The organism is Pseudomonas sp. NPDC090755 (assembly GCF_044769005.1).
Classification (GTDB): domain Bacteria; phylum Pseudomonadota; class Gammaproteobacteria; order Pseudomonadales; family Pseudomonadaceae; genus Aquipseudomonas.
Genome location: NZ_JBIVXC010000010.1, coordinates 47,485 through 64,868, shown reverse-complemented (window position 1 = coordinate 64,868; position 17,384 = coordinate 47,485). Strand labels below are relative to the sequence as shown.

Annotated in this window: 20 protein-coding genes; 14 read left to right on the top strand and 6 right to left on the bottom strand. The window is 62.7% G+C overall.

Annotated features, from left to right (window positions below; all coding sequences use genetic code 11):
* Position 1 precedes the first annotated feature (1 nt).
* The 3 genes from ACIQUS_RS16080 to ada all read left to right on the top strand — a co-directional run bounded on the left by ACIQUS_RS16080 (position 2) and on the right by ada (position 3,124).
* On the top strand, positions 2 to 1,348 hold the full coding sequence (locus ACIQUS_RS16080; protein ID WP_403048320.1) for a PLP-dependent aminotransferase family protein: 1,347 nt from the start codon (positions 2 to 4) through the stop codon (positions 1,346 to 1,348).
* A complete protein-coding gene (locus ACIQUS_RS16075; RefSeq protein WP_403048319.1) occupies positions 1,345 to 1,968 on the top strand; it encodes a DNA-3-methyladenine glycosylase family protein in 624 nt (207 codons plus the stop codon). Before ACIQUS_RS16080 ends, ACIQUS_RS16075 begins: the two co-directional genes overlap by 4 nt.
* A gap of 76 nt (positions 1,969 to 2,044) precedes the next feature.
* Positions 2,045 to 3,124 (top strand): bifunctional DNA-binding transcriptional regulator/O6-methylguanine-DNA methyltransferase Ada, encoded by a 1,080-nt coding sequence (ada, locus tag ACIQUS_RS16070; protein ID WP_403048318.1) that lies wholly within the window; start codon positions 2,045 to 2,047, stop codon positions 3,122 to 3,124.
* Between the two features lie 73 nt (positions 3,125 to 3,197).
* Here ada and ACIQUS_RS16065 read toward each other — a convergent pair whose 3' ends face one another.
* Positions 3,198 to 3,455, bottom strand: a complete 258-nt coding sequence (locus tag ACIQUS_RS16065; protein ID WP_285863702.1) for a DUF2790 domain-containing protein — start codon at positions 3,453 to 3,455, stop codon at positions 3,198 to 3,200.
* 274 nt (positions 3,456 to 3,729) lie between these two features.
* On the opposite strand from ACIQUS_RS16065, the gene ACIQUS_RS16060 reads away from it, so the two are divergent.
* Positions 3,730 to 4,191 carry a GNAT family N-acetyltransferase gene (locus ACIQUS_RS16060; RefSeq protein ID WP_403048317.1) on the top strand — a complete coding sequence of 154 codons (462 nt, stop codon included), beginning with the start codon at positions 3,730 to 3,732 and terminating at the stop codon, positions 4,189 to 4,191.
* Here the strand turns inward: ACIQUS_RS16060 and def are convergent.
* The 3 genes from def to ACIQUS_RS16045 form a co-directional block, all read right to left on the bottom strand.
* On the bottom strand, positions 4,143 to 4,682 hold the full coding sequence (gene def, locus ACIQUS_RS16055; RefSeq protein WP_285863700.1) for a peptide deformylase: 540 nt from the start codon (positions 4,680 to 4,682) through the stop codon (positions 4,143 to 4,145). The genes ACIQUS_RS16060 and def overlap by 49 nt on opposite strands.
* Positions 4,672 to 5,658, bottom strand: coding sequence for a YihY/virulence factor BrkB family protein (locus ACIQUS_RS16050; RefSeq protein ID WP_403048316.1), 987 nt, complete (start codon positions 5,656 to 5,658; stop codon positions 4,672 to 4,674). Before ACIQUS_RS16050 ends, def begins: the two co-directional genes overlap by 11 nt.
* Positions 5,659 to 5,814: 156 nt before the next feature.
* Positions 5,815 to 5,994: a CsbD family protein gene (locus tag ACIQUS_RS16045; RefSeq protein ID WP_403048315.1), complete on the bottom strand. Its 180-nt coding sequence runs from the start codon at positions 5,992 to 5,994 to the stop codon at positions 5,815 to 5,817.
* A gap of 175 nt (positions 5,995 to 6,169) precedes the next feature.
* Between ACIQUS_RS16045 and ACIQUS_RS16040 the strand changes: the two genes are divergently transcribed.
* Entirely contained in the window at positions 6,170 to 6,553 is a 384-nt protein-coding gene (locus tag ACIQUS_RS16040) for a hypothetical protein (protein ID WP_403048314.1), read from the top strand.
* On the opposite strand, the gene ACIQUS_RS16035 is transcribed toward ACIQUS_RS16040, so the two are convergent.
* Entirely contained in the window at positions 6,554 to 7,390 is an 837-nt protein-coding gene (locus ACIQUS_RS16035) for a S1 RNA-binding domain-containing protein (protein ID WP_403048313.1), read from the bottom strand.
* 111 nt (positions 7,391 to 7,501) lie between these two features.
* Between ACIQUS_RS16035 and ACIQUS_RS16030 the strand changes: the two genes are divergently transcribed.
* A complete protein-coding gene (locus ACIQUS_RS16030) occupies positions 7,502 to 8,371 on the top strand; it encodes a DUF6279 family lipoprotein (RefSeq protein ID WP_403048312.1) in 870 nt (289 codons plus the stop codon).
* Positions 8,372 to 8,586: 215 nt separating this feature from the next.
* Here ACIQUS_RS16030 and aceK read toward each other — a convergent pair whose 3' ends face one another.
* Entirely contained in the window at positions 8,587 to 10,308 is a 1,722-nt protein-coding gene (aceK, locus tag ACIQUS_RS16025; protein WP_403048311.1) for a bifunctional isocitrate dehydrogenase kinase/phosphatase, read from the bottom strand.
* A gap of 184 nt (positions 10,309 to 10,492) precedes the next feature.
* Here aceK and ACIQUS_RS16020 point away from each other — a divergent pair, with 184 nt between their 5' ends.
* The 8 genes from ACIQUS_RS16020 (at position 10,493) to ACIQUS_RS15985 (ending at position 17,383) form a co-directional block, all read left to right on the top strand.
* Positions 10,493 to 11,395 carry a DMT family transporter gene (locus ACIQUS_RS16020; RefSeq protein WP_403048310.1) on the top strand — a complete coding sequence of 301 codons (903 nt, stop codon included), beginning with the start codon at positions 10,493 to 10,495 and terminating at the stop codon, positions 11,393 to 11,395.
* Between the two features lie 291 nt (positions 11,396 to 11,686).
* The gene (locus ACIQUS_RS16015) at positions 11,687 to 12,523 is read left to right on the top strand and encodes an ABC transporter ATP-binding protein (protein WP_403048511.1); all 837 of its coding nucleotides are present in this window, start codon (positions 11,687 to 11,689) and stop codon (positions 12,521 to 12,523) included.
* 39 nt (positions 12,524 to 12,562) lie between these two features.
* On the top strand, positions 12,563 to 13,561 hold the full coding sequence (locus ACIQUS_RS16010) for an ABC transporter substrate-binding protein (RefSeq protein WP_403048309.1): 999 nt from the start codon (positions 12,563 to 12,565) through the stop codon (positions 13,559 to 13,561).
* Positions 13,562 to 13,590: 29 nt separating this feature from the next.
* The gene (locus tag ACIQUS_RS16005; protein WP_403048308.1) at positions 13,591 to 14,367 is read left to right on the top strand and encodes an ABC transporter permease; all 777 of its coding nucleotides are present in this window, start codon (positions 13,591 to 13,593) and stop codon (positions 14,365 to 14,367) included.
* On the top strand, positions 14,367 to 15,131 hold the full coding sequence (locus ACIQUS_RS16000; protein WP_403048307.1) for an SDR family oxidoreductase: 765 nt from the start codon (positions 14,367 to 14,369) through the stop codon (positions 15,129 to 15,131). The genes ACIQUS_RS16005 and ACIQUS_RS16000 overlap by 1 nt, the downstream gene beginning before the upstream one ends.
* A 15-nt stretch (positions 15,132 to 15,146) precedes the next feature.
* Entirely contained in the window at positions 15,147 to 15,686 is a 540-nt protein-coding gene (locus ACIQUS_RS15995; protein ID WP_403048306.1) for a cupin domain-containing protein, read from the top strand.
* A 3-nt stretch (positions 15,687 to 15,689) separates the two neighbouring features.
* A complete protein-coding gene (locus ACIQUS_RS15990; RefSeq protein WP_403048305.1) occupies positions 15,690 to 16,559 on the top strand; it encodes an alpha/beta fold hydrolase in 870 nt (289 codons plus the stop codon).
* Positions 16,556 to 17,383 carry an IclR family transcriptional regulator gene (locus ACIQUS_RS15985; protein WP_403048304.1) on the top strand — a complete coding sequence of 276 codons (828 nt, stop codon included), beginning with the start codon at positions 16,556 to 16,558 and terminating at the stop codon, positions 17,381 to 17,383. Before ACIQUS_RS15990 ends, ACIQUS_RS15985 begins: the two co-directional genes overlap by 4 nt.
* Position 17,384 lies beyond the last annotated feature (1 nt).

The following is a 17,384-nucleotide window of genomic DNA, read 5'->3' as shown; positions in this document are numbered from 1 at the left end:
AATGTGGACCCCTACCCTCCCCGACAATGACCAACCACGCTACCTGGCTCTGGTCGATGCCATTGCCGCAGCCATCGAGGGCGGCGAGCTGAAAGTCGGTGAGCGCCTGCCGCCGCAGCGACGCCTGGCCTGGAACCTGGGGCTCAACCCCAGCACCACGCAGCAGGCCTACCGGGAGGCCGCCGTGCGTCACCTGGTCAGCGGTGAAGTCGGCCGCGGCACCTATGTGCTGGCCGGCAGCAAGGAGGCCACGCTGTTCCACCTCAAGCAACAGGACGTGCAGCCCGACCTGATCGACCTGTCGACCAACGTGCCGGCAATCGACCCTGACAACCACGACATCGAGCGCACCCTGCAGAGCCTGCTGAGCAGTGGCGATACCCGTAGCCTGGAGCATTACCTGAGTGCCGAGGCGCTGTTGCTCGCCCGGGTGCAAGGCGCCGCCTGGCTGGCCAATCGCGGCCTGCAACTGACTGCGAGCCAAGTGTTGCTGTGCGGGGGTGCCCAGCAGGGCCTGTTCAGCCTGTTGCTGTCGCTGTGCCAGGCCGGCGAGCCGGTGCTGGTCGAAGCCCTGACCGCGCCTGGCATCAAGGCCGCCTGTCGGCAGTTGCGTCTGCCCTTGCATGGCATTGCCCAGGACCTGTACGGCATCATCCCGCACGACCTGGACCGCGTCGCAAGGGCCACCGGTGCACGGGTGGTGGTGCTTACACCCAGCCTGCAGAACCCCACCGCCACCTGCATGAGCGTTGAGCGCCAGCAGGCCGTGGCCGACGTGGTGCACCGCCACGGCTTGCTGGTGATCGAGGATGATGTCTACGGCGCGCTGGTCGAGCCGCCCGCCTTATGGCCGCTACTCGGCCAGCAGGGCATTCTGGTCAGCAGTCTGTCCAAGACCGTCGGCGCAGGCTTGCGCCTGGGCTGGATCGTCGCGGATCCGCAGTGGCTGGCCAAGGTCGACCCCCATGCCCAGGCCACCCACTGGCAGGTTTCACCGCTGAACCTGCAGATCGCCTGTCGCTGGATCGCCGACGGCACCGCCGCCCGGCGCCTGGCCTGGCAGCGCGAAGAAGTCGCCTGGCGCTGGCGTCTGGCACGCCGGATCCTGGGCAGTGACCGGCTCTACGGCCAGCATCCCTCCCCGCACATCTGGTTGCACTGCACGCAACCGGCACACGTCCTGGTGCAACGCTGCCGGGCCAATGCCGTGGAGGTGGTCCCCGCCGATGTCTTTGCGGTAAAACAGAGCGACCTGCCGGCCGTTCGCATCAGCCTGTCCGCCGCCAGCAGCCGTGCCGAACTGAAACAGGCACTGGAGCGGGTGGCACAGGCCCTGGAGACACCATGAGCGAATTCTATCGCCAGGCCGAGGGTTTCCTGGCTTCCCTGGACCCACAGTGGGCCGCGCATATCCAGGCCATCGGTCCTTGCCAGCATCAGCCGCGCCCCCATCGCGACCCGTACCAGGCGCTGGTACGGGCAATCGCCTATCAGCAACTGCACGTCAAGGCCGGCGATGCGATCCTCGGACGTTTCCTGGCGCTCTATCCAGGCTGCGACTTCCCCAGCCCCGCGCAGGTGCTGGCGACCACGCCGGATCAGCTGCGCGCCTGTGGCTTTTCCGCCAGCAAACTGGCGACCATCCAGGGCATTGCCCGTGCCCGCGAAGAGGGGCTGGTACCGGATCATGACCAGGCCCTGGCGCTGGACGACAAGCAACTGATCGAGCGCCTGGTCAGCCTGCGGGGTGTCGGCCGCTGGACGGTGGAGATGCTGCTGATCTATACCCTTGAGCGCATGGATATCCTGCCGGCCGATGACTTTGGCGTGCGCGAGGGCTACCGTCGCCTGCAGGGGCTGCAAACCCAGCCCAAGCGTCGACAGATGATCGAGCTCGGACAAGCCTGGAGCCCTTATCGAACCGTCGCCGCCTGGTACCTGTGGCGGGTGCCGAACCTGCGAGTTTGAACGCAAGACCCGGAGTTACTTGCGCCGTTGCCTGCGCCACTCTGGAGCCGTTGACACTCAGCGAGAGCACATTGAAATGAGCCAGGGCAAACCCCGCATCAGCGAAACCGACCCACGCTGGCAAGCCATGCTCGCCCGCGACCCGGCAGCCGACCGGGCCTTCGTCTATGCCGTGCGCACCACCGGGGTGTACTGCCGCCCCAGCAGCACCTCGCGCCTGCCACGGATCGAAAATGTCGAATTCTTCGACACCGCCGAGCAAGCCGAAGCCGCAGGCTACCGCCCCAGCAGGCGCCGGGCAGCGGATCAGACGCACCGGGCCGAACAGCATCGGGCCCAGGTTACCCATGCCTGCCAATTGATCGAGACGGCCGAATCGGCGCCCAGCCTCAACCAATTGGCCGAACAACTCGGCATGAGCCCCTTCCACTTTCACCGAGTGTTCAAGGCCATTACCGGCGTCACGCCCAAGGCCTACGCCTCGGCTCACCGGGCACGCAAGGTGCGCACCCGGTTGCAGCAGTCGAGCAGCATCACCGAGGCCCTGTATGACGCCGGGTTCAACTCCAACAGCCGCTTCTACGAGTCCAGCAACGCGCGCCTGGGCATGACCCCCGGGGCTTACCGCGATGGGGGGGCCAATACCGAAATCCGTTTTGCCATCGGCCAATGCTCATTGGGTTCGATCCTGGTGGCGCAGAGTGAGCGGGGCATCTGCGCGATCCTGCTCGGTGATGACCCACAGCAATTGCTACACGACCTGCAGGACAAATTCCCAAAGGCAGAACTACTGGGCGGGGATAGCGGATTCGAAACCCTGGTCGCCAGGGTAGTAGGCCTGATCGAAGCCCCGGGGATCGGCCTCGACCTGCCGCTTGACCTGCGCGGCACTGCCTTCCAGGAAAGGGTCTGGCAAGCCCTGCGAACGATCCCGGCCGGTACCACAGCCAGCTATGCCGAGATTGCCCGCAAGATCGGCGCCCCCAGGGCGGTGCGCGCTGTGGCCCAGGCGTGTGCGGCCAATGCCCTGGCGGTAGCCATTCCCTGCCACCGGGTGGTGCGCAGCGATGGCAACCTTTCGGGGTATCGCTGGGGCGTTGAGCGCAAGCGTCAGCTACTTGAGCGCGAAGGCCCCATGCCTGGAACGACCGAGTAACAGGATTGCGGACAGTTTTGACAATAAAACGTTGTCAGTTACAACTGACGGGTAATGTAACGAGCGCGAACGATCAACCGTTGCTGCAACCATTACCCATGGCGCGGTATTCAATGGTGTGGCGTTGACCCTGATGATCTTCGTAGACCATGGTTGCAGGCACAACTTCGCAAACATTGGGCAGGGTCGACAAACTGATGACTTTGGCGATATCCAGGTTCTGGCTATAGTCGTATTGTTCAACGGCAGGCTGTGCCGATGCAGTCGTTACTTCATCTGCCAAGGCGAACGAAGACAGACCAGCCAGTGCAAGTACCAGTAAACTTTTCATGATAATAAGCCTGCAAAGCAATCAAACGAATCGATTGACTTCATTGGCCAACAGGGGCGCGGAGAAGTTGCTATATCAACTAACGGACATAACACGAAGTACCGGTCCCACTGTTTGTATTCTTGTGGGACAGGGATAGTTTACAACTTGGCCTGTAAGCTTTAAGCCCTGCCCCGGACATTCACTGTTACGCGTTTTGCAACAATGCCCTTCATCCGCCCCCTCGACAACCTGCCAATGTCGGTGTAAAAGCCCGGGCCAGAGCCTCTGCAGGATGATTCCCGTGACCGACCTACGCTTCTGCTCGCTGAGCGGGCTCGAACAGCCACTACTGAACAAATTCTACAAAAGCCAGGGTTCACCCATGCGTGCAGCAGCCAATGGCCAGTGCTGGGTTGCCCGTGACCCGGGCATTGTCGCGGCCTTGTGCCTGAGCCCGGTAGCCGAGGGTCACTGGCTGACCGGGTTGTGGGTCGCGCACGCCTCAAGGAAGCAGCGGATTGCCGGACGGCTGATCGATGAGGCCATCCGTTCGATCGCGGGGCCGGTCTGGTTGTTCTGTCATCCGGACTTGCAAGCCTTCTACGAACGCCAGGGATTTGTCCTGTGCCTCGACCTGCCTGCCCCGCTGGCCGAGCGCCTGAGCCGATACCAGCGCAGCAAGCCGTTGCTGGCGATGATCCGTCCTCAGTCGTCGCTGGCCGGATCCAGCCCGGGGAACAGCACCTCGGTATAACCGAACTTGCTGAAGTCGTGGATGCGCGAGGGGTACAAGCGTCCGATCAGGTGATCGCACTCATGCTGCACCACCCGGGCATGGAAGCCTTCGGCGATCCGGTCGACCGGCTGCCCCTGCGGGTCGATGCCCTCGTAGCGAATGCGTTGAAAACGCGGCACCACGCCGCGCAGGCCCGGCACCGACAGGCAACCTTCCCAGCCATCCTCCACCTCGGTGCCCAGCGGGGTGATCACCGGGTTGAGCAGAATGGTCTGTGGCACGGGTTCGGCGTCCGGATAACGCTCGCTGCGCTCGAAACCGAAAATAACCAGTTGCAGGTCGACGCCAATCTGCGGCGCGGCCAGGCCGACACCGCCGACATGGCGCATGGTCTCGAACATATCGGCAATCAGTTGCTCAAGTTCAGGACTGCCGAGCAGTTGCGAGGGCACGGGCGGCGCAATGCGCAGCAAGCGCTCGTCGCCCATTTTCAGAATGTCACGAATCATGGGAAGTTCGACTCAAGGGTTCGCCTTCGTGGGCATCCGAGTGGTCATGGGAGTGATCGCGGCCCAGCCCGGAAACATGTTTTTTCTCATGTTCATGGACCTCGCCGCCCGCTCCCGTGTTATCGGGGCTCTTGCCTTCGGCCGACATGTAGTCGATCACGGCATTCATTTCCGCGCCCAGCAACAGTACCGCCGCAGAAATGTAGAAATACAACAGCAGGACAATGATCGCACCAATACTGCCGTACATGGCGTTGTAGTCGGCGAATGCCTTGACGTAGTAACCGAACGCCAGGGAGGCGACGATCCACACCACGACCGCCAGTACCGAGCCTGGCGTGATCAGCCGGAACTCCTGCTTCACATCCGGCATCACGTAGTAGATCAGCGCCACCGCCATCATCATCAGGAGGATGATCGCCGGCCAGCGCAACACGGTCCACAGGATGACAATGAACTCCTGCATGCCGATCTGGGCGGCGATCCACTCCATGACCTGCGGCCCCAGCACCATCAGCGCGGCGGCGGCCAACAGCATGCCGGCGATGCCCACGGTATAGATCACCGACAAAGGCAGACGCTTCCAGACAGGCCGTCCTTCGACCACATCATAGGCCGCGTTCATTGCGCTCATCATCAACCGCACACCGGCCGAGGCCGTCCACAGGGCGATGACGATACCCACCGACAGCAGGCCGCCCTTGGACTGCTGCAACTGGTCGATCACCGGATTGACCTGTTCCAGGGCCTGGGGCGGCAAGACCAGTTCCGATTGCAGACGCAACCAGGAAAAGAAGTCGGGAAGGTGCAGAAAACCAATCAGGGCGATCAGGAACAGCAGGAAGGGAAACAGCGAGAACAGCATCTGGTAGGCCAGCGCCGAGGCATAGGTGGACATCTCGTCATCGAGAAACTCCTTGACGGTGCGCACCAGCACGCGATGCAACGGCAAGCCGCGCAGGTCGGGGAAAATCATAGCGTCTCCTTTCGCCGTTCGAGGGTCATGGCCAGGTCTCCTCATTCAGGTCTGCATTGAAGTCTAAACGACGTTCGCCCCAGAGTTGCGATTGATTGGCGCAGATAGCACAACGGCCACCCGAAGATGGCCGTTGCGCACTCACGACTGCGTCAATCAAGGCTTTTTCACCGCATCCTTGACCTTGCCGACCACCTGCTGGGCTTCGCCCTTGCGCTCCTGCAACTCGCCCTCGGCGCGCAGTCGCTCATTATCGGTGGCTTTGCCAATGCCCTGCTTGGCGTTGCCAATTGCTTCGTTGGCCATGCCTTTGATTTTATCTTTGGTTCCACTCATGGGGATTCTCCTGAAGGGAAATACCGACTGTCGTCGGCGGCAGTCAGTGGACCTGCGACCCAAATCAGGAGTTTCAATTAATTGCAGGCGTCGACCCAAGCGCGCCGCCGCTTTATGTTTCGCTGCATTGCCAGCACAATAGTCGACCTTTCAAGCGTCACCCGTAGGAACCTGCATGAAACTCGACAAACCCGCCGCCATCGCCCGTCGCAACCTGGAGCTGGAAAAACCCGTGCTCGCCAGCGACAACACCCTGTTTGCCGTGCTCGACACCAAGCGCAGCCTGTGGTGGTTCGATGTGCCGGTGAAACTGGTACTGCGCAAAGGAGCGGCCGACTGGGTCAATCTGCTGCTGCACACGCCCGAAACCGACGAGTTGCAGCACTTGAAGGTGCCGGTGAACTTCCTCAAGGCCCATCTGGAAAAAATGGAAGTGCGTCACCCCGGCAAGCGACGCTCGACCATCAGCCTGGCGCTGAGCGCTGACCGCGACTCGCTGCTCCAGGACCTGCGCCCGGGCGGCGAAAACCTGAACTTTGCAGGTTTCCGCCAGGTGTGATCAGGCCAGTTCGATGCGGTCGGCGTGGATGACGATGCGGCCATCCTTGTACAAGGCACCGATGGCCTTCTTGAAGTTGCCCTTGCTGACCCCGAACAGATCGCTGATCAACTGCGGATCGCTCTTGTCGCTGACCTGCAGCACGCCGTTGGCCTCCTTGAGCTTGCCCAGGATCTTGTCCTGCAGGCTATTGGCCAGGTCCTGGCCGACGGGTTGCAGGCTCAGGGCGATCTTGCCGTCGCTGCGCATCTCCTTGATGTAACCCTTCTCCTGCTTGCCCGAACGCAGGTACTTGAACACTTCGTTCTTGTGGATCAGGCCCCAGTGCTTGTTGTTGATGATCGCCTTGAAGCCCATCGGGGTTTCTTCGACCACCAGCAGGTCGACTTCCTGGCCGGTCGTGTAGGTGGCCGGCACCTTGTCCAGGTAGCGGTCCAGGCGCGCGGTGGCGGTGATCCGGCGGGTACGCTTGTCCAGGTAGGCATGCACCACGCAGTACTCACCCTGGCGCATCTGGCGCTTTTCTTCGGAGTACGGCATCAACAGGTCCTTGGGCAGCCCCCAGTCGAGGAAGATGCCGATGCTGTTGATTTCCTTGACCTTGAGGCTGGCGAACTCGCCGACCTGCAGCTTGGTCTTTTCGGTGGTCGCGATCAGCTTGTCTTCGCTGTCCAGATAGACGAACACGTTGAGCCAGTCTTCGACTTCAGTGGGCGTGTCCTTGGGAATGTAACGATTGGGCAGGAGGATTTCGCCATCCACGCCGCCGTCCAGGTAAAGGCCGAAGTCCGTGTGTTTCACGATTTGCAAACTGTTGTAACGCCCAACTAGAGCCATTTCCGAAAATCCTCAAAGCAAGACCGGCATTCTACACCGGAACCTGCCAAAGGAACCGCAATGGGCCAAGCTGATCTATAAAGACAAGCAAGCCACCGCAAGGATTCGCTCATGTACGCCAGCCTGTACAAGCACCTGCGCAGCCTCCTGTTTCTGGTCATGGCAGCCCTGCTGGTGCTGGCCTGCAACCGTATCGACCTGGCCTACCGCAACCTCGACGTGCTGGTGCCCTGGTCGTTGAACGATTACCTGAACATGAACCGCCAGCAGAAGACCTGGTTCGACCAGCGGCTCAAGCAGCACCTGGCCTGGCATTGCCGCACCCAGTTGCCGGGCTACCTGAACTGGATCGACGAAGTCCGACAGATGGTCGCCAACAACCAGGTGACCGACCAGCAACTGCAATTGCGTACCCAGGAAGCCAAGCAGGCCATTGCCAGGGTAGCGGGCCAGATCACCCCCTCCGCCGCCCAGTTGTTGCGGGCGATGGACGATGAGCAGGTGCGCGAGATGCGCCAGGCGTTCAGCGAGGACATCAGCGAACGCCAGGCCCGTTATGTGAAAACGCCCCTGGCCCGGCAGATCGAGGCGCGCGCCGAACGCATGGAGAAACGCCTTTCCCCCTGGTTCGGTGAGCTGAGCCCGCAGCAGCGGGTGCGCATCATGGCCTGGTCACAAAGCCTGGGAGAGCAGAATCGCCAATCGATCGCCAACCGGGCGAACTGGCAGGCACACTTCAGTGCGGCCCTGGACCTACGCAAAAGCGCCAGCTTCGAGCCGCGTCTTGACCAACTGTTGAGACACCGCGAAAGCCTGTGGACCCCGGAGTACCGCCAGTTCTACCAGCGCTCCGAGCAGGCGACGCGGCACCTGTTGGTCGACCTGATGGCCCAGATCAGTGATCGGCAACGCCAGCACCTGGAGCAGAAGCTGGACCAGATGCGCAAGGACTTCAGTGAGATGAAGTGCATGAAAAGCTGAAGATCGAATACCTGCGCAAGCCGGCGAGGGTCACCGTCATTCTGTGTAGCCGCTGCCGAGGAACGAGGCTGCGATCGACTGCCTGTAGGAGCGGGCTGGCCCCGCGATGCGTTGCAGCGCTAAATCGCGGGGCAAGCCCGCCAATCGCAGCCTGGCGGCAGCGGCTACACCATCAGGCAATCAAGACAATTGCTCCCACAAGGTTGGGTGGCTTTTCAGCACTCCCGGGCCTTGCGCCGATACGGGAACACATCGATCACCTTGCCGGCCCGAATCGCTTCCTGCAGCCCTTTCCAGTAGTTGGCATCGTACAGTTCGCCATGTAACTGGCTGAACAACCGCCGCTGGCCACTGTCGGCGAACAGGAACGGCGGGAATTCTTCCGGGAACACATCCAGCGGTCCGATCGAGTACCAGGGCTCGGACGACATCTCGTCTTCCGGAAAGCGCGGCGGCGGGATATAGCGGAAGTTGACCTCGGTCAGAAAGCAGATTTCGTCGTAGTCGTAGAACACCACCCGGCCATGACGGGTTACGCCAAAATTCTTCAGCAGCATGTCGCCGGGAAAAATATTCGCCGCCGCCAGTTGCTTGATTGCCAGGCCGTAGTCTTCCAGGGCTTCGCGCACCTGGGCATCGTTGGCGTTCTCCAGGTACAGGTTGAGCGGCGTCATGCGCCGCTCGGTCCAGCAATGGCGCACCAGTACGGTGTCACCTTGCACCTCGACGGTCGAGGGCGCCACTTCGAGCAGTTCGGCCAGGCACTCGGGGTCGAACTTGCTCAAGGGGAAGCGAAAGTCGGCGAACTCCTGGGTGTCGGCCATGCGCCCGACCCGGTCGACGCTCTTTACCAGGCGGTACTTCTCGATCACCGTGGCGCGGTCGACACTCTTGGACGGCGAAAAGCGGTCCTTGATGATCTTGAACACGGTGTTGAAGCCCGGCAGGGTGAACACGCTCATGACCATGCCGCGCACACCCGGGGCCATGATGAAGCGATCGTCGGTGCTGGCCAGGTGATTGATCAGGGCCCGATAGAACTCCGACTTGCCGTGTTTGTAGAAGCCGATGGAGGTGTACAGCTCGGCAATGTGCTTGCCCGGCAGGATGCGCCGCAAAAAGCCGACGAACTCGGCCGGCACCGGCACATCGACCATGAAATAGGAACGGGTGAAGGAGAAGATGATCGACACCTCGGCCTCATCGGTGATCAGCGCGTCGATCTCGATGCCATGGCCTTCGCGGTGCAGCAGTGGGATCACCAGCGGCCACTGCTCGTCCTGGGTGTAGAGTCGCCCCACCAGGTATGCCCCTTTGTTGCGGTACAGCACCGGCGAGAACAGTTCCACCGCCAGGGCCGGGTCCTTGCAGACCCAGTCCGGCAGGTTCTCGCGCAACTGCCCTTCCAACCGGTGCAAATCGCCCTGCAGGTCGCCGTAGGGTGCATCGAAGCTGTAGTCGGCAAAGATCTGCGCCAACAGGCTGCCCAGGCTGCCCTGGGGCCGGTAGGTGCGGGTTTGCGCCGCCCGCTCATGGCTGCGCAGCGACGGCCGGGTGGTATGGATGAACATGCAGCCGTCGCTGATCAGGTCGTGGCGGAACAGGCTGCAGAAGATCGAGTTGTACCAGGTCTCCGACAGTTCATCGTCCAGGCGCGGGTCGATCAGGTCGATGTAGGCGCTCTTGACCAGTGGCCAGAGCGCCACGTCCAGCAGCTCCTGGGCGTCGAACGCCTCACGCAGCCCGCCACTGACTTCGCTGACCTTTTCCTCGTAGAGATTGATCCGTGCCGCCGACGCACTCTGGGTCTGCGGCCACTGGGCCTGCTCGAAGCGGGCGCGGGCGCCGACGGTGATCTGGCGAAAATGCTCCCGGTAGTTGTCGAAACCATCAAGAATCATCCGGGCGATATCGGCGGCCGGCCATTGCTGGGGCATACGTCAGACCTCTGCGGGCATGTCAAAGCCTGAGCTTAGCCAGTCGTCGTAAGCAACGAAAGCCCATTGGCCCGGGTGTATCGGCCAAATTCGCAACCAGCGGAATTTGAGCGCAAGAATGGGAGAGAGCCCGGACCGGCATATGGCGTAAACTCGCGCCCTGCACCAAGGACCCGGAGACCCCATGAGCCCCATCGCCCTCACCCGCCTGTTGATGCTTGCCGCTGTCTGGGGCGCGAGCTTTCTGTTCATGCGGATCATCGCGCCCGTGCTGGGCACCCTGCCAACGGCCTTTTTCCGGGTATCGATCGCCTGCGCAGGCCTGCTGGTGATCCTCGCCCTGATGCGGGTGCGCTGGGACTTCAACGGCAAACTCAAGGCCTGCCTGGTGCTGGGCATGATCAACTCGGGGATCCCGGCCACCCTCTATTCGGTGGCGGCCCAGGTGTTGCCAGCCGGTTACTCGGCCATCTTCAATGCCACCACGCCCTTGATGGGCGTACTGATCGGCGCCCTGCTGTTCCGCGAACCCATGACCCTGACCAAGTTGAGCGGCATCTTCCTCGGCCTGTTCGGCGTCGGCATTCTCAGTGGCGCAGGCCCGGTGGCGTTCGACGCTCAACTGCTGCAGGGTGCCCTGTCGTGCCTGGCGGCCACCACCTGTTACGGCTTCGCCGGCTTTCTGGCCCGGCGCTGGCTCGACCAGCAAGGCGGCCTGGACAGCCGCTTGTCGGCCCTGGGCAGCATGCTCGGTGCGACCTTGTTGCTGCTGCCGCTGTTCGGCTACAGCGTGCTGACCCAACCACCGGCCAGCTGGGGTGGCTGGGATGTCTGGCTGTCGTTGCTGGGCCTGGGCCTGGTGTGCACCGCCTTCGCCTACATTCTGTACTTCCGTCTGCTGAGCGAGATCGGCCCGGTCAAGGCCAGTACCGTGACCTTCATGATCCCGGCCTTTGGTGTGCTCTGGGGCGCGTGGCTGCTGGACGAGTCGCTGTCGATGGCGCACCTGTATGGCGGGTTGCTGATCGCCGTGGCCTTGTGGCTGGTGCTCAAGCCCACAGCCGCCGGACGGACCGTGCGAGCCTGACACACCCCTGGTTTCACCCATGAAACCAAACCTCCTTTTCCGTTACCGAAAAAAGCCCCCTTTCCTCGCATCAACAACTGCCTCGCGCAGTTGTTGTGCAATTTCGTGCCACATAGAAAACCTTGTTTCATATATGGAACAAACGTGATTTCCCAACAAACCACTAAACCCTTAATAAATAAGAAGTTTCTATTTTAATCGTAGAAAAATCCTACCTGGCATTGTTCATGCACTAAACGGCGTATCACCTATAAAACAGACCAGAGAGCTTCCCCAATGGCTGTGAAAGAGATGTACGCAATCCCCTCTCAATGGAATACGCCGCACTCCAAGGAAGACCTGGAGCCGACCGAAATCGAATTTCGCAACGTCGGCAAATGTTTCCCGGCCAAGGGCAAGGCCGAAGCCCCCTTCGCCATTCGCGAGGTGAACTTCAAGATCCGTCGCGGTGAGGTGGTTTCGATCATCGGCCCGTCCGGCTGCGGCAAAAGCACCATCCTCAACATGGGCTCCGGGCTCTACCGTCCCAGTGAAGGCGAAGTCTTCGTCGGCGGCGAGGCAGTGCTCGGGCCGGTGCAAAAGGTGGCTTTCATGCTGCAGAAGGATTTGCTGATGCCCTGGCGCAGCATCCGTCGCAACGTCGAACTGGGCCTTGAAATCCAGGGCATGCCCGCCGCCAAGCGCCAGCCGATCGCCGAGGATCTGCTCAACCGTTGCCACCTGCAAGGATTTGCCGACCACTACCCGTTCCAGCTGTCGGGTGGCATGCGCCAACGGGCTGCGTTGGCCCGCACCCTGGCGATCAACCCGCAGGTGCTGTTCCTCGATGAGCCGTTCTCGGCCCTCGATGCGCAAACCAAGATGATCCTGCAACAGGACCTGGCGCGCATGCTGTTCGAAGAAAAGAAGACCGCGCTGTTCATCACCCATGACCTGGTCGAGGCGATTGCCATGTCTGACCGTCTGCTGGTCATGAGCGCCCGCCCCGGCACCATCATCGAAGAGATCCAGGTCGACCTGCCGTTTCGTGACAACCCGCTGGAGCGCCGCAAGCTGCCGGAAATCGGTCCGCTGGCCGGGCGCCTGATGGAACTGCTGAAAGTCGGCGAAGACACCGAACTGCATTGATCAACGCCTTACGGCCCATCAACCGATTCAGGAGTACGCATGTTCAAGTCCCTGCAACGCCTGGCGCAGACTTCGGTCATCGCCCTCGGTCTTGGTCTGGCGCTCACTGCCCAGGCAGCGCCAACCAAGGTCACCTACCTGCTGCCCGCGCCACCCAATTCGCCGGCCTTTGCGCCGTGGATCATCGCCAAGGAAAAGGGCTATTACAGTGCCAGGGACCTGGACCTGACCTTCATCGCCGCCAAGGGCGGAGTGGATGTCGCAAAACAGATCGGCGCCGGCAACGCCATGCTCGGCGGTGCCATTGGCGACACCCCGATCGTGGTCCGTGCCAACGGCATCCCGGTGCGCGCCGTGGCGGTGCTCGGCGCCGGTGGCGTGACCATGATCGCCACCAATGCCGGCGAGAACATCCAGTCGATCAAGGACCTCAAGGGCAAGACCCTGACCGTGATGTCCTACTCCGACACGACCTACTACGCCCTGCTCGCCTCGCTGCGCAAAGCGGGTTTGACCAAGACCGACGTCGACATCCAGGCCGCTGGCCCGTCGGGTGTCTGGCAGTTGTTCTCGGCCAGCAAGGCCCAGGCCATGGCCGGTGTGCCGGACTGGGTGGTCAACGCCGAAGAGGCCGGACTGAAGATCAACCTGATCCCGCAGACGGAGATTTTCGAAAGCATGGCCCAGGCGATCCTCGCCTCCGACGACGCCATCAAGCACCAGCCGCAGATCGTCGGCGGCGTGGTCCAGGCCACCTTGCAAGGTATGCGCGACATCATCCAGGACCCGAAAGCCGCGGCCGCTACCTTCGCCAAGGCGGTACCGGCCTATGCCGGCAAGGAAGCAGCACTGGAAAGAACCTTCCGTCTGTACGTCGAGCATGTCTATGCCAACCAGACCGTGCTCGGGCAGATCGACCCGGCGCGCCTGGACGCGGTACGCAAGTTCTACGTCAGCGAAGGCATCGTCGCCAAGGAGCCCCGGCTCGACGAGCTCTACAGCAACCAGTTCATCGAAACCACCACGGCCGCGCAATAAGCCTGGATGCATAACAAGGTAATAGCCCGATGAGAAACCTCAACACCTCCGTGCTCGGCAGCGTCGCCCTGCTGATCCTGTTCCTGCTGCTCTGGCAGTGGGGGCCCGGCCTGCTTGGCATGCCCGAATTCGTCATGCCGCAACTGAGCCGCGTGGCCCAGGAAAGCGTCGTGATGTGGCAATCCAGCGCACTGCTGCAGCACACCCTGATTACCGCGTTCGAAATCATCGTCGGTTTCGGCCTTGGTGCCCTGCTGGGCGTAGCCATCGGCGTATCGCTGGGCCTGTCGCCTTCGGCCGAGGCCATGCTTTCGCCGTACATCCTGGCCCTGCAGATCGCCCCGAAAGTGGCCTTCGCCCCGCTGTTCGTGATGTGGCTGGGTTACACCATCTACCCGAAGATCCTCATCGCCATCCTCATCGTGTTCTTCCCGGTGATGATCAACGTGCTCTCGGCGATCCGCACCGTGGACCCGGACATGATCAACCTGGTGCGCACCATGAACGCCAGCCGCTGGCAGATCTTCCGCCTGGTGGAGTTCCCCTCGGCCATGGCCGCGTTGTTCTCGGGCCTGCGCATCGCTTCGACCCTGGCCGTTATCGGCGTCACCGTCGGCGAGCTGGTCGGCGGCAACCAGGGCCTGGGCTTCCTGCTGGTGGACGCCGAGGGCCAGGGCAACACCGCCGGGGTCTTCGTCGCCATCGTCATGCTCACCCTGATCGGCGTGCTGGCGTACGGCGCGGTGGTCTGGGCCGAGAAGCGCGTGCTGCATTACCTGCCCAAAGCCATGCTGAGTAGCCAATGATGAACCCATTCAACACCATGCTCGAAGGCCGTCGCGTGCTGGTCACCGGTGGTGCCCGCGGCCTGGGCTATGCCTTCGCCCAGGCCATCGGCCAGGCCGGTGCACGGGTAGTGATCGCCGACATTCTTGCCGATCGGGTGCAGCAGGCAGCCTGCGAATTGCGCGAACAAGGCCTGCAGGTCAGCGGCGTGACCCTGGACCTCGGCAACCCGGAGGCCATCACCGCGTGCGTCGCCGCCGCCACTGCCGAACTCGGTGGCCTGGATGGCCTGGTCAACAACGCCTCGATCACCAACTCCGGCGGCAAGACCTGCGAGCAACTGGACATCGACACCTGGGACCAGGTCATGCAGGTCAACGTGCGCGGCACCTGGCTGATGACCCGAGCCTGCCTGCCGGCCCTGCGCGCCAGCGGCAAGGGCGCGGTGATCAACCTGGCCTCCGACACGCCGTTGTGGGGTGCGCCGAACCTGCTGGCCTACGTCGCCAGCAAGGGCGCGATCATTGCCATGACCCGCAGCCTGGCCCGTGAGCTGGGCAACGACAACATCACCGTCAATGCCATTGCCCCCGGCCTGGTACTGGTCGAGGCCACCGCCTACGTACCCGAGGCGCGCCACCGCCTGTACACCGAACAACGGGCGATTCAGCGCCCGCAATTGCCCGAGGACGTCAGCGGCGCCGTGCTGTTCGCCCTGTCCGACCTGTCGCGCTTCATCACTGGACAAACCCTGCCGGTCAACGGCGGGTTCGTCATGCCTTGATCAGGAGAGAGACCCATGACTGACCTATCCGTACACAAAGACACCGCGAAAACCTGGGAACAACCTGCAGGTTCTGACCTGGCCGGCTGGATGCAGACCCGCATCGCCCGCTATGAAACCCGCAAGTACGACTGGGACGCGCTGAAGTTCCAGGCCGACTACGACCCCAAGTTCCGCCGTGCGCAAATGCGTTACGTCGGCACCGGCGGCACCGGGGTCAATAGCGACATGAACACCATCCCCTCGGAAAACTTCACCTTCTCGACCATGGTCATCCCGGCCGGCCATGAAGGCCCGCCGCATATCCATACCGACGTCGAGGAAGTGTTCTTCGTGTTGCGCGGCAAGCTCAAAGTGATCATCGAAAAGGACGGTGAGCGTTTTGAAACCGTGCTGACCGACCGCGACCTGATTTCGGTGCCGCCGGGCGTGTATCGCGAAGAGATCAACATCGGCGATGAGGACGCGCTGATGTGCGTGATGCTCGGCGCGAAAAAGCCGGTCACCCCGACCTACCCGCCAGCGCACCCGCTGGCCTCGATCAAGCGCGGGTAAGCCATGTTGCACGCCACCGACCCTTCGCTCGCCGCGCTCCAGGCGCAGTTGCCGCAACGCTTTCCCCAGCGTCTGGTGGCGCTGGCCGACGGCCCCCAGGCGATCCGCGAAGCCGGGCACGGCCCCGCCATCGTGCTGCTGCATGGCATCGGCTCGGGCGCCGCGTCCTGGCTGCAGGTGGCCGTGCAGCTCAGCCAGCATGCCCGGGTGATCGCCTGGGATGCACCTGGCTACGGCGAGTCCACTGCCCTGGACGCCCCGGCGCCATCGGCGGCGGACTATGCCCGGCGCCTGCTGCAACTGCTCGATGCGCTGCAGATTGACGACTGCGTGCTGGTCGGCCATTCCCTCGGCGCCCTCAGCGCCGCGGCGCTGGCCTGCAGCCAGCCGCAACGGCTACGCCGCCTGGTGCTGATCAGCCCGGCACGCGGCTATGGCGACCCGGCTCGCGCCGAGCAGGCACACCAGGTGCGCAGCCAGCGCCTGCACAACCTCGAACAGCTGGGTATCAGCCAGATGGCCAGCCAGCGCAGCGCGCACATGCTCTCGCCCATGGCCAGCGCCGAGGCCCGCGCCTGGGTGCACTGGAACATGGCACGGCTGCAGCCCCCGGGCTATCGCCAGGCCATCGAGCTGCTGTGCGGTGACGACCTGCTGCGCTACGCCGCCTGCACCGTGCCTTGCGAAGTCCATTGCGGTGCCGCCGACAGCATTACCCCGCCCGCCGACTGCCAGGCCTTGGCGGCTGCGCTGGGTGCACCGTTCCAGCTGATTGCCAGGGCCGGCCATGCCAGCCCGATCGAACAACCCGAGGCCGTGGCCCGTCTGCTTGCCGCCGCCCTCGACGCCTCACTGACAGGTACTGCGCTATGAATGATTCGGATCTGTTGAAAGACAACCAGGACAAATACATCGTCCCCGGCCTTGAGCGCGGCCTGTTGCTGCTCTGTGAATTCAGCCGGCAAAACCGCACGCTCACCGCGCCGGAACTGGCGCGGCGCCTGGAGTTGCCACGCTCGACCATCTTCCGCCTGCTGACCACCCTGGAAACCATGGGCTTCGTCACCCGCAGCGGCAACGAATACCGCTTAGGCATGTCGGTGCTGCGCCTGGGCTTCGAATACCTCGCCTCGCTGGAGCTCACCGAACTGGGCCAGCCGCTGCTGGCACGGCTGTGTGATCACCTCAACTACCCGAGCAACCTGGTGGTGCGCGACGGCCGCTCGATCGTCTATGTGGCCAAGGTTTCGCCACCGTCGGTGTTCTCCAGCGCGGTCAATGTCGGCACCCGCCTGCCGGCCCACGCCACGGTGCTGGGGCGCATCCTGCTGGAAGACCTGAGCCTGGCCGAGCTTCGCGAACTGTACCCGGAAGAACACCTGGAACAGTTCTCGCCGTGCACGCCAAAAACCGTACTGGAGCTGTTCGACCTGGTGCAGAGCGACCGCCAACGCGGCTATGTCAGCGGCGAAGGTTTCTTCGAGTCGTCGATCTCGACCATCGCGGCCCCGGTGCGCGATCACAGCGGCCGGGTGGTCGCCGCCATGGGCGTGACCATTCCCACGGTGCAGGTTGCGCACATCAACTTTGACGGTTTGCTCGGCCATGTCCGTGGCAGTGCCGACGAGCTGTCGCGCCTGCTCAACTACACCCCGCACGCCGGCAACGGCCGCGTCACCGCGCTGATGAGGGATTGAG

Bases quoted from the DNA above. Each gene is read 5' to 3' on its own strand.
- ACIQUS_RS16080 (WP_403048320.1), top strand. From the start codon at position 2: ATGTGGACCCCTACCCTCCCCGACAATGACCAACCACGCTACCTGGCT.
- ACIQUS_RS16075 (WP_403048319.1), top strand. From the start codon at position 1,345: ATGAGCGAATTCTATCGCCAGGCCGAGGGTTTCCTGGCTTCCCTGGAC.
- ada (WP_403048318.1), top strand. From the start codon at position 2,045: ATGAGCCAGGGCAAACCCCGCATCAGCGAAACCGACCCACGCTGGCAA.
- ACIQUS_RS16065 (WP_285863702.1), bottom strand. From the start codon at position 3,455: ATGAAAAGTTTACTGGTACTTGCACTGGCTGGTCTGTCTTCGTTCGCC.
- ACIQUS_RS16060 (WP_403048317.1), top strand. From the start codon at position 3,730: ATGATTCCCGTGACCGACCTACGCTTCTGCTCGCTGAGCGGGCTCGAA.
- def (WP_285863700.1), bottom strand. From the start codon at position 4,682: ATGATTCGTGACATTCTGAAAATGGGCGACGAGCGCTTGCTGCGCATT.
- ACIQUS_RS16050 (WP_403048316.1), bottom strand. From the start codon at position 5,658: ATGATTTTCCCCGACCTGCGCGGCTTGCCGTTGCATCGCGTGCTGGTG.
- ACIQUS_RS16045 (WP_403048315.1), bottom strand. From the start codon at position 5,994: ATGAGTGGAACCAAAGATAAAATCAAAGGCATGGCCAACGAAGCAATT.
- ACIQUS_RS16040 (WP_403048314.1), top strand. From the start codon at position 6,170: ATGAAACTCGACAAACCCGCCGCCATCGCCCGTCGCAACCTGGAGCTG.
- ACIQUS_RS16035 (WP_403048313.1), bottom strand. From the start codon at position 7,390: ATGGCTCTAGTTGGGCGTTACAACAGTTTGCAAATCGTGAAACACACG.
- ACIQUS_RS16030 (WP_403048312.1), top strand. From the start codon at position 7,502: ATGTACGCCAGCCTGTACAAGCACCTGCGCAGCCTCCTGTTTCTGGTC.
- aceK (WP_403048311.1), bottom strand. From the start codon at position 10,308: ATGCCCCAGCAATGGCCGGCCGCCGATATCGCCCGGATGATTCTTGAT.
- ACIQUS_RS16020 (WP_403048310.1), top strand. From the start codon at position 10,493: ATGAGCCCCATCGCCCTCACCCGCCTGTTGATGCTTGCCGCTGTCTGG.
- ACIQUS_RS16015 (WP_403048511.1), top strand. From the start codon at position 11,687: ATGTACGCAATCCCCTCTCAATGGAATACGCCGCACTCCAAGGAAGAC.
- ACIQUS_RS16010 (WP_403048309.1), top strand. From the start codon at position 12,563: ATGTTCAAGTCCCTGCAACGCCTGGCGCAGACTTCGGTCATCGCCCTC.
- ACIQUS_RS16005 (WP_403048308.1), top strand. From the start codon at position 13,591: ATGAGAAACCTCAACACCTCCGTGCTCGGCAGCGTCGCCCTGCTGATC.
- ACIQUS_RS16000 (WP_403048307.1), top strand. From the start codon at position 14,367: ATGAACCCATTCAACACCATGCTCGAAGGCCGTCGCGTGCTGGTCACC.
- ACIQUS_RS15995 (WP_403048306.1), top strand. From the start codon at position 15,147: ATGACTGACCTATCCGTACACAAAGACACCGCGAAAACCTGGGAACAA.
- ACIQUS_RS15990 (WP_403048305.1), top strand. From the start codon at position 15,690: ATGTTGCACGCCACCGACCCTTCGCTCGCCGCGCTCCAGGCGCAGTTG.
- ACIQUS_RS15985 (WP_403048304.1), top strand. From the start codon at position 16,556: ATGAATGATTCGGATCTGTTGAAAGACAACCAGGACAAATACATCGTC.